Genomic DNA, 13,168 nt, shown 5'->3' with positions numbered 1-13,168 from the left:
TCAGGCGACCTTGCGCGTGCGCGCCGGCAGTTCGAGGAAGCTGCGGCCAAGCCCCATCGGGCCCGGCCGGAAGATGCGTGCATCCATTTCGCGAAGATCCGGGCTGATGCGGGGTCGGAAGCCCATATGCGCCAGCACGTCCTCCTCGAGCCGGACGCCGGGAGCGATCTCGGTCAGCGTCACCGCGCCCTGTTCGAGCTGGAACACCGCCCGCTCGGTGACGTAGGAGACCTGCTGCCCGCGCTCGGCGGCGAGCGCCGCGCTGAAGCTGATCTGCCCGACCTGCGGCACGAATTTGCGGAAGGCGCCGTCGCGGCGGATCGCAAGGCGGTTGTTCTCGACGCCGATATCGAGCTTGCCGCCGGTCATGGTGCCGTTGAAAACCAGCCGCTTGGCGTTCTGGGTGATGTCGATGAAGCCGCCGGAGCCATCGCGACGATCGCCGAAGCGCGTGACGTTGACATTGCCGGCCTCGTCCACCTCGGCGAAGGAGAGAAAGGCGCAGGTCAGCCCGCCACCATCGTAGAAATCGAACTGATAGGCCTGGTCGAGGATGGCGCGCGGATTGATCGCCGTGCCGAACTCCCGCGCATGGCCCGGCACGCCGCCGACGACGCCCGATTCCACCGTCAGCGTGATCAGATCCTCGATGCCTTCCTCGGCCGCGACATTCGGGATCATCGCCGAGATGCCGACGCCGAGATTGACGACGTCGCGCGGGCGCAATTCGAAGGCGGCGCGGCGGGCGACTACGCGCCGCTCGGTCAGCGGATCGGGTGCGATCATGGCGACGGGCACCCGCGTTTCGCCGCAGCGGGCGGGGTCGTATTGCGTGCCATAGGTCTGCATCTGCTCGGGTTCGAGCACGACATGATCGACGAGGAAGCCCGGAATCTTGACCATTTGCGGATGGAGCGAGCCGCGCTTTACGATCCGCTTGACCTGGCAGATCACCGTGCCGCCGGCATTGTGCACGGCCTGCGCGATCGACAGGTCCTCGCGCGTCGTGCCCTCGTGCTCCATGCTGACATAGCCGTCCTCGTCCGCCGAGGTGCCGCGAATGATGGCGAAGCTCGGCGGGCAGGGCACGCGGTAGAGCAGCCATTCCTGCCCCTGCAGTTCCAGCAGCTCGACCAGCGGCAGAGTGGTGCGCGCATTCATGCGCCCGCCATCCTGGCGCGGGTCCATATAGGTCTTGAGGCCGACATGGGTGAGGACGCCGGGATGCTTGGCCGCCATGGCGCGGCAGAGCTGGCTCATCACGCCCTGGGGGAAGTTGTAGGCGTCGATCAGCTCGTCGCGCACCAGGCGCATGAACGGGACCTGCAGCCCGAAATTGCCGCCGATGACGCGCGCGATCATGCCCTCATGTGCGAGATGGCAGAGGCCTTTCTCGGTGACGGCGCCGACGCCGGTGATATTGATCAGCGTCAGCCCATGGGGACCAGCACCATCAAGGAAGCGCGCTTCGAGCGCGGCAAGGATCGCCTCGGCCGCGCCGGTGCCGCCATTGCCGCCGACGATCAGCGTGTCGGCGTCGCGGACGAGGCCCGCCGCCTGCTCGGCCGTGATGATGCTCAGCGTCATGCGGCCTCCTTCTCGACCTGCCGGGCGATGATGAGGCGCTGGATCTGGTTGGTGCCCTCATAGATCTGGGCGAGGCGGACATCGCGGAACAGCCGCTCGATGCGGTATTCGCGCGAGTAGCCGTTGCCGCCATGGATCTGGAGCGCGTTCGAGACGTGCTTCATCGCCATGTCGGTGGTGAAGAGCTTGGCTTGCGCCGCTTCCTTGGCGATCGGCTGGCCGACATCGTGCAGGCGCGCGGCATGGTGGATCAGCAGGCGCGCCGCGGCGATGTCGGTCGCCATGTCGGCGAGCATGAACTGCACCGCCTGGAAGCCGATGATCGCCTGCCCGAACTGCCGGCGGGATTTGGCGTAAGCCGTGGCGTCCTCGAAGGCGGCCTGCGCCATGCCGAGTGCCATCGAGGCCATCATCAATCGGCTGAAGTTGAAGTTGCTCATCGCCATCTTGAAGGCCTGGTTCTCCGGCCCCATCAGGCTGTCGGCCGGCAGGTGCACATCGGAGAAGGCGATCTGGCAGTCCTCCAGGCCGTGCATGCCCAGAAGCTCCTCGTTCCTGCCGCGCGCGATGCCCGGCAAGGCGCCGTCGACGAGCAGGCAGGAGATCGCCTTGTGCCCGGCCTCGGAGCCGGTTCGCGCGAAGACCATGATCCGGTCGGCGACCCCGCCCAGCGTCACCCAGGCCTTGGTGCCGTTGAGCAGCCAGCCCTTGCCGTCGCGGCTGGCGGTCGTCTTGATGCCGGCGACATCGGAGCCATGGTCGGGCTCGGTGACGGCGGTGGCGGGGATGATCTCGCCGCTGAGGATCTGCGGGATCAGCGCCTTGTGCGCGTCCGTGCCGTGCTGGTCGAAGAACAGCACCGCCTCGACGGGGATCGCGAAGGCGTTGGCGACGGCGCCGGAACAGCGCGCCAGCTCCTCCATGGCGATGCAGGCAGCGATGGAATCCAGTCCTGCCCCGCCGGCGCCCTCGCGCAGGCAGATGCCGAACAGGCCGAGATCGGCCATGCCCTTGTAGAGCGCGCGATCGAAGCGGTCGTCGCGGTCGATCGCGGCGGCGCGCGGCAGAATCTCGGCTTCCGCGAAGCGGCGTGCCGTCTCGCGCAGGGCCTTCTGGTCGTCCGTGTAGAAGCGGTCCATCGCTACGTGTCCTTCGTATCGCTGGCGAGCCTGGAATCGTGGGCGACCTCGTCCTTCTCGCGGTCGAGGAAGTAGACGGCGACATCCGCGCCCGGCACGCCATAAGCGGCGCAGACGCCCTGCGTCAGCGCCACGGCGGCGGCGCGGCGTTGCGCCTCGCTGCGGCGGAAGGCGTGGACCTTGAGCAGGATGCGCTGACTGGTTTGTGCCGAGCCCATCTCGCCGGCATGGGCGTAGTCGCCGGGGACAATCGGCAGGAAGAACAGCGTGATCGTCTCAGGCCCGACGCCGAAGGCCGAGATCAACCCCTCGGTCGCCGATTTCGCCAGTGCCGCCTTGCCGGCGGGCGATAGGGGCGGAGCGAGGACTTCGATATAGGGCATCGGTCAGGCCTCGCTGGCTTGAGGAGCGAGAGATCGGCAGGAATCGCGCTTCACCAGCCGGGCGCCGACGCGGTATTCGCGCGCGCCCTCTGCGTTGTGACCATTGCCGGCGTTGTGACCATTGCGGGCCTCGATGCGATGCAGCAGCCGGTCGACCGCGAGGTTGGCGAGGTCGCGCGCGCCGTTGTCGACGACGCTGATCGCGGGACGGTGCCACTCGAACCAGGGCGTATCCTCGTAGCAGAGCAGCGACAAATCGTCGGGAATCGAGAGGCGGCGCTCGGCCGTCACGCGCAGCACCCCCAGCGCCGATTCATGGTTTGCGACAAACAACGCGGTCGGCGGCGTGGCGAGGTCGAGGAGCGTGCGGCAAGCCACTGCCCCGGTCTCAGGCTCATAGCGCCCGGCATGGATCAGGGCTTCGTCCACGGCAATATCGGCCTCGCGCAGCGCCCGGATATAGCCCGACAGGCGTTCGCGGCCGGAGGTCGTGTCCTGCCGTCCGACGATGAGGCCGATGCGCCGGTGCCCGAGACCGATCAGGTAGCGCGTGCCGGCATAGGCGCCCTGCGGATCATCGGCGAGCACGGTCTCCAGTTCCGCCTCGTCGTCGCGGCGCACCACGCAGACGACCGGGATATCGCCAGCCTCCAGCGCAGCGAGGCGAGCGCCGTTGCGGCCGGTCGGCACCACGATCAGCCCGTCGACGCGATGGTCGGCGAGCGTGCCCAGCATGTCGCTCTCCTGCTGCGGATCGTCACCGGCGATGCAGAGCAGCATCTGGTAGCCCAGCGCCTTCAGCCGCGCCTGCACCACTTCCGCCATGACCTGGAACGAGGCGTTGGCGAGATTGTGGATCAGCAGGCCGACGAGACGCGACTGCCCGGTCTTCAGGCCGCGTGCGATCGTGTTCGGCCGGTAGCCGAGCTCCCCGGCGATGCGCAGCAGGCGCTGTTGCGTGCGCTCGCTCGCCAGCCCGCCGCCGCCCAGCGCCCGCGACGCGGTGCTGACCGAAACGCGGGCCGCCTCTGCCACATCTTTGAGCGTGACGCCCATGAACCCTGCCGTTAAATTGGAAACGATTGCAAAACGCTATTGCCGCGATATGCGCTGCGCAAGCCCAAATAATGGATTGTTGGCGCCTATTGCGGCATCACATTCCGCAAACGTTTCCAGTCTTCCCTGCGAGAGGAGCACCGCATGGACCTCAAAGGCATCGGGGGCATCTGGCCCGCTTCCTTGACGCCCTTCGACAGGGCCGGCGCGATCGATGACGCCGCCCTGCACGCCCATGTCGCCGAGCTTGCCGGCACGAACGGCGTCCGCGCCGTCGTGGTCAACGGCCACGCCGGCGAGACCGCCTCGCTGACGCGCACGGAACGTGCTCATGTCATCGGCGCAGCGAAGGCCGCGACAGGCGGCAAGGCCGGGGTCGTGGCCGGCATCGTCGCCGATGATACGCCGGGCGCCGTTGCGCTGGCGCGCGACGCGGCACAAGCGGGCGCCGATGCGCTGTTGCTGTTTCCCCCAGCCCTGTTCGCCCAGGGCGCCAATGCCCGCCCGGAGATGGCCTCGCGTTTCGTGGCGGAGGTCGCTCAAGCGGCCGGGTTGCCGATCGTGCTGTTCCAGCTTTCGCTGACCTCGGGCCTCGGCTTCTCCAATGAGGTGCTGCTGCGCCTCTGCCGCGAGAACGAGAGCATCATCGCGATCAAGGAGGGCAGCGACACGCCCCAGGCCTATGAGGACAATCTGGCGGCGCTGCGCGCGCTCGATCGCCGGGTCACGGTGCTGACGACCAATAATAGCTGGCTGATGGCCTCGCTGGCCTATGGCGGCGACGGCATTCTCTCGGGCATCGGCAGCGTCGCCTCGCCGATACTCGCCGAGATCTTCGAGGCGATGGCGCGCGGTGATCTCGATGCGGCGCGCCGCGCCAATGCCCGCCTGCGGCCGCTGTGCCGCGCCTTCTACCGCGCGCCCCATCTCGACGCCCACAACCGGATGAAGACCGCGCTGCACCTGCTCGGCAAGTTGCCGAACCCCGATCCGCGCGCGCCGCTTCTGCCGATCGAGACGGAGGAGCGCGCTGCGATTGCCCAGGCGCTCGCCAGCGCCGGCCTCATGCCCGGCCGCGCAGCCGCCGCCTGAATCAGATTCGTCTCATCGAAGGCCACTCCATGAAAACCTTTCGCGGCACCTACACCGTCATGATCACGCCCTTCACGCCGGCGGGCGAGGTTGATGTCGAGGCCTTGCGCGCCTTCGTCGACTGGCAGATCGAGCAGGGCATCCACGGGCTGATCCCGCTCGGCTCGACCGGCGAGTTCCTCTCGCTCGACGATGACGAGAAGGTGCTGGTGGCGCAGACCGTGATCGCGCAAGCGGCCGGCCGCGTGCCGGTTTTGATCGGCACGGGCGCGGAGGACACCCGCGAGGTGGTGCGCCTCAGCCGCCGTGCTGAAAAAATGGGCGCTGACGGCGTGATGATCATCCCGCCCTTCTATTCGACGCCGACCGACGAGGAACTCGTCCAGCACTACCGGACGGTGGGAGATGCGATCGGGCTGCCGATCATGGTCTACAACAACCCCGCCACGGCCAATGTCGACCTCAGGCCCGCTTTGGTCGCTCGCATCGCCGAGATCGACAACTGCCTCTACATCAAGGAATCGACGCTGGAGGTGACGCGCGTTCGCGACATCATCCGGCTCTGCGGCGAGCGGATGACCGTGTTCGGCGGCATCCTCGGCTTCGAATCCTTCGTCGAAGGCGCGCAGGGCTGGGTGGCCGTGGCCTCGAATGTCGCGCCCGCGGCGATGGCGCGGATCTTCGAGCTGGTGGCCGATGAAGATGCGATCAAAGCGGCGCGCGCCCTTTACCTGGAGCAACTGCCGCTGATCGAGTTCGTCGGCGGACAAGCCTATGTCGCGGGCACCAAGGCGCTGCTCAACCATATGGGCTTTTCGGCCGGCGCGCCGCGCCCGCCGCGTCTGCCCTTGCCGGCGGCTCAGGATGCGGCGGCGCGCGACCTCGTCGCGCGCTTCAGCCTCGGCTTTCAGTCCGCGGCCCAGCGAAAGGCGGGCTGACCAGTCCTTGTCGAAGCGCCGGCCTATTGTGCTTCGACCAGGCTATGGTCGCTCCGGGCTGTTCCGTCAGCCCGATAGCCGGCGGTGTCGAGTGCCGCCGCGAGCGTGCGCAGTTCGTCCTCCGTCACGGAGGGCTGCGGCGGGCGCAACACATCGTTCGGGAGGCGTCCCAGCAGCTTCAGACAGGCTTTGAGGCGTGCGGTCGCGCGTCCGCCCGGCGCATCGCGATAGACGGCGACGGAGAGCGGATAGAGCTTTTCATGCACGGCCCGCGCCCGCGTCCAATCGTCGGCCTCGGCCGCGTTCCAGAGCGCGACCACGAGTTCCGGCACCACCGCTGCCAGACTGACCTGGCTGCCAGCGCTGCCGATGATGTAGCTCGTCAGCAGATGCTCGTCGCCCGAGCCCAGCACGCTGAAATCGGGGCGAAGCTTCTGGATCAGCCGCAGATTCGCCTCATAGGCGGCGACTTCCCAGCTTCCCTCCTTGATGGCCAGGAAGCGCGGATCCGCCACCAGGCGCCCCAGCACGGCCGGCGAATAGGCCATTGCACCTGCGCTGACCGGCGCACCGTAAAGCATCAGCGGCCCGCTCGTGGCGTCGCGTACGCGCTCATGATGCTCGATCACGCAGGCATCGGCATGCCCGAGCGCCCAGCTATTGGGAGGAAACACCAAGAGCCCGTCGGCGCCGGCCTCCTCCAGCACGGCCGCTTCGCGCGCAGCCTCCAGGCTGGACTCATGGTTCACGCCGGAGACGATGAGGCACTCGCGCGGGCAATGTTCGCGTGCGATCTCGACGACACGCCGCTTCTCGGCCAGCGACAGCACGAAATTCTCGCCGGCATGGCCATTGACCAGCAGCCCATTGATGCCGGGAACGACGGTGACGGACGCAATATGCTGCGCCAAGGCCGCCTCGTCGATCGAGAAGTCCGGCTTCATCGGCACGATCGTCGCCGCATGGATGCCGCGCAGGCGTTCGGAAAAGGACTTGGTTTCGGAGAAGGACTTGGTCTCGGAAAAGGACTTGGTCATACATGGCCTCGCGGGGCGTCGCCCGGCGAAAGCAGGCGATCGATCGGAAAGAGCGGAAGTTCGGGTTCGCGCCCGAGCAGTTGGTCGGCAAGCAGGCGCGCGATATAGGGGCCGCTCGTATAGCCGGAGTGGACGCTGCCGCAGACATAGGCGCCGTCGACGCCGGGAACGGGGCCGACAGCCGGCAGCGCATCTTTCGTCTCGGCCTCGAGCCCGGCCCAGGCACGCGCCAGCCTTGCGCTCCGCAGCGCCGGAATGGCGTGGCAGGCCAGGCGGACATTGCCGATGAGTCGGTCGGGCAGAAGCTCGACGCCGCCTCGCTCGCGATCGCCCAGGCCCTGCCAACCGCCGCCGATCACGACGGTGCCGTGCGGATATTGCTTCAGCGAAAGCAGGCCGTTGGCGATGCCGACGACGGTGCGCATGACAGGGGCGACACGCTCGCTGACCGCGAGCTGATTCACCAGCGTCTTGATCGGCAGATGCACGCCAAGCCAGGCCAGCATCGGTTCGAGCCAGACACCGCCCGCAAGGACGATGCGACGCGCGCGCACTAATCCGGTTGGCGTCTGCAGGGCGAAGCCGCCCGCCTCGCGCTCGACACCGGCGACGGGCGTGTATTCGCGCAGCGCGACGCCTTCGCCGAGAAGCGCGCGGCGATAGGCGAGCCCGGTCAAATAGGCGTTGGCGAAGCCATCGACACGGCAGTAGCCGGCCAGCCGCACCTTGTCGGAGACGCCTGGCTCGACCGCGCTGGCCTGTGCGCCCGTGATCAGCTCGATCGGCGCTCCCGCCTCGCGCCGCTTGCCGGCGCGATAGGTCAGAAGCTCCTCCTCGCGCTCGGTGAAGGCAAGCGAGAGCCCGTCGCAGACCACGACCCCGACCTCATGCCCGAGCCAGTCGCGCGCCGAGGCCCACATCGCATGGGCGCGAAGCGCATAGGGAATCAGCGCGACCCGCGTCATCTGCATCGTCAGCGTGCCGGCATTGACGCCGGACGCCTCGCGGCAGAGGGCGCCGCGCTCGAGCAGGGTCACATTCATGCCGCCGCGCGCCGCAAACAACGCGACGGTCGCACCATGCACTCCTCCCCCGACAACGGCGAGATCGTGGATCACAGGGGGGCGGGCTCCGGAATGGGGATGTCGGAATAGTCGAACGCTCCCATCAGGGCGTCGAACGGCACGGGGCGCAGCGGCGGTCGTCCGGTCCAGTAGCCGGCCTGCTCGCGCGAGCCGACCTTGCTCGCCAGCAATTCGGCGGCGACGTCGCCGCACATGCGGCCCTGGCACGGGCCCATGCCGCAGCGCGTGAAATGCTTGAGCTGATTCAGGTCATGCGCGCCCGCCTCATGCGCCGCATCGATCTCGCCGCGCGTCACATCCTCGCAACGACAAACGACCGTTTCCGGCGCGATCGCCGCGACCTGCGCCGGACGAAGCGCCATGATGCCGGCCATCGCGTCGGAGAAGGGGCGGGCACGCGAGATCGCGGCCAGGATCGGATCTGCGATCTGCGCAAACCGGTCGGCAGGCACGACGCCGGCATCATGGGCAGCGGCGAGGCCCGCCAAACGTCCGGCCTGCTCGGCGATGATGGCGCCGCGCAGGCCGGCGCCGTCGCCACAGGCAAGAAGGCGCTCGACCGTGGTCCGGCCATAGGCATCGAGCACCGGCACGAAACCACCACGCAGGCGATCGAAGCGATGTTCGGCGCGCAGGAGCTTCGTGACCTCGGCGCCCGGAACGAGCCCGTGGCCGATGCAGAGCGCGTCGGTTTCGAGGGTGATGTCCGGTCCGCTCGCATAAGCCCCGTCACGGCCGACAGGCGCGATCACGATGCGCTCCAGCGCGTGTTCACCCTGTGCCGCCTTCACGGCATGGCCGAAATAGACTGGAACGCGCCCGGCGCCGATCTTCACCGCCCAGCCAAGGCCGCGCCCAAGCAATTCCGGTTGCGTCGCCAATGACGGCAGGGCGGCGAGCCAATCGCGGCGACCGGCGAGATCGACGATGCCCGCTACGTCACCGCCGAGCTTGAGGATACCGGCCGCGACGGCGACGAGAAGCGGTCCGCAACCGGCGACGACGACCTTGCGCCCCGGTGTCACGCCCTGCGACTTGATCAGCACGGTCGCGGCGGCAAGGCCGATGACACCCGGCAAGGTCCAGCCCGGAAATGGCACGACGCGCTCATGCGCGCCCGTCGCAGCGATCAGGCTTGGCGCCTCGACGGTCTCGTTGCCCTGTGGACCGAGCGCATCGACACGAAAGCGTCCTCCGACCGACCAGATTCGGCGACTGAGGCGCAGATCCACACTCGAGGCAGAGATCTCTGCCCTCAAGGCGTCGCCGCTGCGCGCCTCCGCAGAGACGGGCAGGCCCGTGAGGCCGGGCAACGGCTGGCGCCAAACCTGTCCGCCAGCACCGTCCTGCTCGTCCAGCAGGGCGACCTTCAGCCCGGCCTGCGCTGCCGCCAGCGCGGCATTGGCGCCGGCCGGACCGGCTCCAAGCACGATCAGGTCATGCGTCACGGCACGCCCCTCAGCTCGACCGCCATGCCGGCGCGCACCGGCGTCAGGCAGGCTTGCCGCAGGGCGCCATCGACGTGGAGCAGACATTCCTGGCAGACGCCCATATGGCAGAAAGCGCCTCGCGGCGCCCCGGCATTCGGGCTTGCGCGCAGCCGCAGGCGCCCGGCCAGGGCAAGCGCCGTGGCGAGCGGGTCGCCCGCGCGCGCCGAGATGCTGTCGCCATCGACCATGATCGCGACGAGTGGCCGCTCGTCCTGCACAAGACGCTTCATCACCGCGCGAACCCATCCTCGCCTGCCTGCGGATCGAGCAGGCTGTGACGCCATTTGCGACTTTACAGATCGCATGAATGTATACAAACTGTCTACCGTTCATGCAATGGCGGCGGCGCTAAATCCTGCCATCGCGCAACGGCTCTTCGGGAGAATGCAAGCATGTTGAAGAAGTTGCTCGCCGCCGGCGCTGTCGCCATCGGCTTGACGGGCCTGGCCGCCCCGGCTTCGGTCGCGGCACGGACGCTGGACGAGATCATCAAATCGGGCGCGATCCGCGTCGGCGTGAACCCGACCTTGCCGCCGCTCGGCAAGTTCGACGACAAGAACGAGATCGTCGGCTTCGACGTCGATTTCGCCACCGAGATCGCCAAGACGCTCGGCGTCAAGCTGGAGGTGGTTCAGACCGGCTCGCCGGACCGCATCCCCTTCGTGGTGTCCGGCAAGATCGACTTCGTGATGGGCGCGATGACGCGCAATCCCGAGCGCGCGAAGGTCATCGACTTCACCGTTCCGGTTCACACCGAGGTGCTCGGCGTCCTGACCACCAAGGACAAGCCCTTCACCGACTGGAAGCAGTTCAACGAGCCGTCCGTCACCTTCGTGCAGGTGCGCGGTTCGACGCCGGTCAAGTTCATCGAGGACAACCTCAAGAACGCCAAGGTCACCCTGCTCGACAACTACCCTGACGCGGTGCGCGCGCTGGCGCAGGGCCGCGGCACGGCGATGATCGACGTGATCGATTTCATGGGCGAGCACATGGCCAAGCACAAGGTCGAGTGGAAGGTCGTCGAGACGCCGATCGACATCTATTATTGCGGACTTGGCGTCTCCAAGGCCTCTACCGGCCTGAAGGACTGGCTCAACGTGGCGATCTTCGAATTGCACCGTCGCGGCAAGACCGACGAGATCTGGAAGAAGTGGTTCGGCATGGACATGATCAAGCCGGTTGGCGCCACGCCCTATTTCTGATCGCGGACAAGGCCTGTCCGGCCGGGATCCTGCGTCCCGGCCGGATCAGCCATTCGGAGCGCAATGAGCTACACGCTGCAATACGGCCAGATCTGGCCCTACCTTCCGCGCCTGTTCGACGGGGCGTGGATCGCGTTGCAGATCGCGGTCCTCGCCTTCTGCGGCGGGCTCGCCATCGGGACGGCCTGCGCGGCGGTTAAGTCCTTCGGGCCGCGCTGGCTCGCCCGCATCGTCAGCATCTATGTCGTGTTCTTCACCAACACGCCGCAGCTCGTGCAGATCTACTTCCTCTATTTCGCGCTGCCTGACATGGGCGTGCTGCTGTCCTCCTTCGCGGCCGTGCTCATCGGCATGACGCTGAATGCCGGAGCCTATCTCACCGAAATCCAGCGTGCGGGCTTCGAGAGCCGGCGCGTCTCCGAGATGGAGGCGGCCGAGGTACTCGGTTTCTCCAGGCTCCAGCAAATTCGCTATGTGATCCTGCCGCATATGGCGCGCGTCCTGTTTCCGCCGCTGTCGAACCACTTCATCATCATGACGCTGGGCACCTCGATGGCAGCCGTCTTCGGCGTCGAGGAATTGACCGGCCAGGCCTTCAACATCAACTCACAGACATTCCGGTCGATCGAGATCTTCTCGGTCACTGCAGTGTTTTATGTCGCGCTGACGCTTGCGGCGTCCGTGCTGCTTGCCGCCATCGGCCGTTATGCCTTCCGGGCTCGCACGGGGCTGATCTGATGCTGTCGCAGATCATCGAGGAGTGGCCGCGCTTCGCGACCTATTACAACCTCGTCTTCATCGCCAAGGCGGCCCTGACGACGCTTGCCCTCTCGGCGCTCGGCTGTGTCGTCGGCTCGCTGCTCGGGCTCGCTTTGGCCGTGACGCGCCTGACCCATGGCCCGGCTCTGCTGCCGTTGCGCCTGCTTGCCATCGGTTTCACCGAACTGTTCCGACGCGTGCCCTTCCTGGTCACGCTGATGCTGTGCTTCTTTGCCTTCCAGGCGACTGGAGCCGATGTGCCGCTCTTTGTCGTTGCAGCCGTGACCGTGACATTAATCGCCGGCGCCTTCCTGGGCGAGATCGTTCGCGGCGGCCTGAATGCGGTCCATCGCAATCAATGGGAGGCGGCGGCGGCGATGAATTTCAGCCTGACCGAAACCATCCGCTATGTGGCGCTGCCGCAGGCCTGGCGCCTCATCCTGCCGCCCGCCTTCGGCTTCTTCGTGATGTTCATCAAGGACACGGCGCTGGCCTCGCAGATCGGCGTGGTGGAGCTCACCTTCGTCGGCAAGGTCCTCAACAACAAAGGCTTTTCGGCCGCGCTCAGCTTCGGCGCGATCCTCATCGTCTATTTCGCAATTTCCTATCCGCTGGCACGGTTCGGCGCCAGGCTGGAGGCCAGACTTGCATCACCTCGACATCGCGGGGCTTGACGCCCACTACGGCAAAATGCCCGTGCTCTCCGGTATCGATCTGACGGTCGGCCGGGGCGACATCATCGGGCTGATCGGGCCGTCCGGCTCCGGCAAGAGCACGATCCTGCGCGTGCTGATGGGGCTGCTGCCGCCGTCGGGCGGCACCGTCAAACTCGACGACGAGCCTGTGAACCACGCCGATCGGGCGGCGCTGCGCCGCCTCCGCGACCGCATCGCCATCGTGTTCCAGCAATACAACCTCTTCCAGAACATGACGGTTCTGGAGAACGTCACCATCGCACCGGTGAAGATCAAGAAGCGGCCGCGCGCCGAGGTCGAGGCGGAGGCCAGGGCCTTGCTGGCCAAGGTCGGCCTGGGCGACAAGCTCGCGCGCTATCCCGACGAATTGTCGGGCGGCCAGCAGCAGCGCGTCGCCATCGCCCGCGCATTGGCGCTGAAACCGGAGATCCTGCTGCTCGACGAGGTCACGGCGGCGCTCGATCCGGAGCTGGTCTCGGAAGTCCTGGATACGATCCGGGTGCTGGCGCGGGAGGGCATGACCATGCTGATCGTCTCCCATGAAATGGCCTTCATCCGCGAAGTCGCCTCGAAGGTCGTCTTCATGGCCGATGGCCGCGTCGTTGAGACCGGCTCACCTGCACAGATATTCGATGCGCCGCAACATCAGCGCACGCGCGATTTCGTCTCAAAGATCCTGCGTCACTGAGCGACCGGCCGTCCCCT

Annotated in this window: 14 protein-coding genes; 6 read left to right on the top strand and 8 right to left on the bottom strand. The window is 67.1% G+C overall.

Annotated elements, in window-relative coordinates:
- From BMZ97_RS09515 to BMZ97_RS09500, 4 genes are read right to left on the bottom strand one after another with little or no spacing between them, the layout of a single operon-like run.
- The gene (locus BMZ97_RS09515; protein WP_092167734.1) at positions 1–1,587 is read right to left on the bottom strand and encodes an acyl CoA:acetate/3-ketoacid CoA transferase; all 1,587 of its coding nucleotides are present in this window, start codon (positions 1,585–1,587) and stop codon (positions 1–3) included.
- Entirely contained in the window at positions 1,584–2,726 is a 1,143-nt protein-coding gene (locus tag BMZ97_RS09510) for an acyl-CoA dehydrogenase family protein (RefSeq protein ID WP_092167733.1), read from the bottom strand. Before BMZ97_RS09510 ends, BMZ97_RS09515 begins: the two co-directional genes overlap by 4 nt.
- 2 nt (positions 2,727–2,728) lie before the next feature.
- Entirely contained in the window at positions 2,729–3,109 is a 381-nt protein-coding gene (locus BMZ97_RS09505) for a tautomerase family protein (RefSeq protein ID WP_092167731.1), read from the bottom strand.
- Positions 3,110–3,112: 3 nt separating this feature from the next.
- Entirely contained in the window at positions 3,113–4,165 is a 1,053-nt protein-coding gene (locus tag BMZ97_RS09500) for a LacI family DNA-binding transcriptional regulator (protein WP_092167729.1), read from the bottom strand.
- 144 nt (positions 4,166–4,309) lie between these two features.
- Between BMZ97_RS09500 and BMZ97_RS09495 the strand changes: the two genes are divergently transcribed.
- Positions 4,310–5,257 (top strand): dihydrodipicolinate synthase family protein, encoded by a 948-nt coding sequence (locus BMZ97_RS09495; RefSeq protein ID WP_092167728.1) that lies wholly within the window; start codon positions 4,310–4,312, stop codon positions 5,255–5,257.
- Between the two features lie 29 nt (positions 5,258–5,286).
- Entirely contained in the window at positions 5,287–6,195 is a 909-nt protein-coding gene (locus BMZ97_RS09490; protein WP_092167726.1) for a dihydrodipicolinate synthase family protein, read from the top strand.
- A 23-nt stretch (positions 6,196–6,218) separates the two neighbouring features.
- Here the strand turns inward: BMZ97_RS09490 and BMZ97_RS09485 are convergent, their stop codons facing one another.
- From BMZ97_RS09485 to BMZ97_RS09470, 4 genes are read right to left on the bottom strand one after another with little or no spacing between them, the layout of a single operon-like run.
- The gene (locus BMZ97_RS09485; protein WP_092167725.1) at positions 6,219–7,232 is read right to left on the bottom strand and encodes a dihydrodipicolinate synthase family protein; all 1,014 of its coding nucleotides are present in this window, start codon (positions 7,230–7,232) and stop codon (positions 6,219–6,221) included.
- Positions 7,229–8,350, bottom strand: a complete 1,122-nt coding sequence (locus BMZ97_RS09480; RefSeq protein WP_092167723.1) for an NAD(P)/FAD-dependent oxidoreductase — start codon at positions 8,348–8,350, stop codon at positions 7,229–7,231. Before BMZ97_RS09480 ends, BMZ97_RS09485 begins: the two co-directional genes overlap by 4 nt.
- On the bottom strand, positions 8,347–9,765 hold the full coding sequence (locus tag BMZ97_RS09475; RefSeq protein ID WP_244546317.1) for an FAD/NAD(P)-dependent oxidoreductase: 1,419 nt from the start codon (positions 9,763–9,765) through the stop codon (positions 8,347–8,349). Before BMZ97_RS09475 ends, BMZ97_RS09480 begins: the two co-directional genes overlap by 4 nt.
- Positions 9,762–10,037, bottom strand: a complete 276-nt coding sequence (locus BMZ97_RS09470) for a (2Fe-2S)-binding protein (protein WP_092168901.1) — start codon at positions 10,035–10,037, stop codon at positions 9,762–9,764. The genes BMZ97_RS09475 and BMZ97_RS09470 overlap by 4 nt, the downstream gene beginning before the upstream one ends.
- A 162-nt stretch (positions 10,038–10,199) precedes the next feature.
- On the opposite strand from BMZ97_RS09470, the gene BMZ97_RS09465 reads away from it, so the two are divergent.
- From BMZ97_RS09465 to BMZ97_RS09450, 4 genes are all read left to right on the top strand, one after another.
- Complete coding sequence (locus tag BMZ97_RS09465; protein WP_092167720.1) at positions 10,200–11,009, top strand: transporter substrate-binding domain-containing protein; 810 nt, start codon at positions 10,200–10,202, stop codon at positions 11,007–11,009.
- Positions 11,010–11,072: 63 nt separating this feature from the next.
- Positions 11,073–11,747 carry an amino acid ABC transporter permease gene (locus tag BMZ97_RS09460; RefSeq protein WP_092167718.1) on the top strand — a complete coding sequence of 225 codons (675 nt, stop codon included), beginning with the start codon at positions 11,073–11,075 and terminating at the stop codon, positions 11,745–11,747.
- Positions 11,747–12,442: an amino acid ABC transporter permease gene (locus BMZ97_RS09455; protein ID WP_092167717.1), complete on the top strand. Its 696-nt coding sequence runs from the start codon at positions 11,747–11,749 to the stop codon at positions 12,440–12,442. Before BMZ97_RS09460 ends, BMZ97_RS09455 begins: the two co-directional genes overlap by 1 nt.
- Positions 12,414–13,151 carry an amino acid ABC transporter ATP-binding protein gene (locus BMZ97_RS09450; RefSeq protein ID WP_092167715.1) on the top strand — a complete coding sequence of 246 codons (738 nt, stop codon included), beginning with the start codon at positions 12,414–12,416 and terminating at the stop codon, positions 13,149–13,151. Before BMZ97_RS09455 ends, BMZ97_RS09450 begins: the two co-directional genes overlap by 29 nt.
- Positions 13,152–13,168 lie beyond the last annotated feature (17 nt).

It is taken from the genome of Allobosea sp. OK403 (assembly GCF_900113835.1).
Lineage (GTDB): Bacteria > Pseudomonadota > Alphaproteobacteria > Rhizobiales > Beijerinckiaceae > Allobosea.
Note: the sequence above shows the minus strand (reverse complement) of the source record. Positions and strands in the feature narration are given on the sequence as shown.

What these genes read in the sequence shown, in the direction of transcription:
- BMZ97_RS09515 (WP_092167734.1), bottom strand. Translation starts at nt 1,587, where the DNA reads ATGACGCTGAGCATCATCACGGCCGAGCAGGCGGCGGGCCTCGTCCGC.
- BMZ97_RS09510 (WP_092167733.1), bottom strand. Translation starts at nt 2,726, where the DNA reads ATGGACCGCTTCTACACGGACGACCAGAAGGCCCTGCGCGAGACGGCA.
- BMZ97_RS09505 (WP_092167731.1), bottom strand. Translation starts at nt 3,109, where the DNA reads ATGCCCTATATCGAAGTCCTCGCTCCGCCCCTATCGCCCGCCGGCAAG.
- BMZ97_RS09500 (WP_092167729.1), bottom strand. Translation starts at nt 4,165, where the DNA reads ATGGGCGTCACGCTCAAAGATGTGGCAGAGGCGGCCCGCGTTTCGGTC.
- BMZ97_RS09495 (WP_092167728.1), top strand. Translation starts at nt 4,310, where the DNA reads ATGGACCTCAAAGGCATCGGGGGCATCTGGCCCGCTTCCTTGACGCCC.
- BMZ97_RS09490 (WP_092167726.1), top strand. Translation starts at nt 5,287, where the DNA reads ATGAAAACCTTTCGCGGCACCTACACCGTCATGATCACGCCCTTCACG.
- BMZ97_RS09485 (WP_092167725.1), bottom strand. Translation starts at nt 7,232, where the DNA reads ATGACCAAGTCCTTTTCCGAGACCAAGTCCTTCTCCGAAACCAAGTCC.
- BMZ97_RS09470 (WP_092168901.1), bottom strand. Translation starts at nt 10,037, where the DNA reads ATGAAGCGTCTTGTGCAGGACGAGCGGCCACTCGTCGCGATCATGGTC.
- BMZ97_RS09465 (WP_092167720.1), top strand. Translation starts at nt 10,200, where the DNA reads ATGTTGAAGAAGTTGCTCGCCGCCGGCGCTGTCGCCATCGGCTTGACG.
- BMZ97_RS09460 (WP_092167718.1), top strand. Translation starts at nt 11,073, where the DNA reads ATGAGCTACACGCTGCAATACGGCCAGATCTGGCCCTACCTTCCGCGC.
- BMZ97_RS09455 (WP_092167717.1), top strand. Translation starts at nt 11,747, where the DNA reads ATGCTGTCGCAGATCATCGAGGAGTGGCCGCGCTTCGCGACCTATTAC.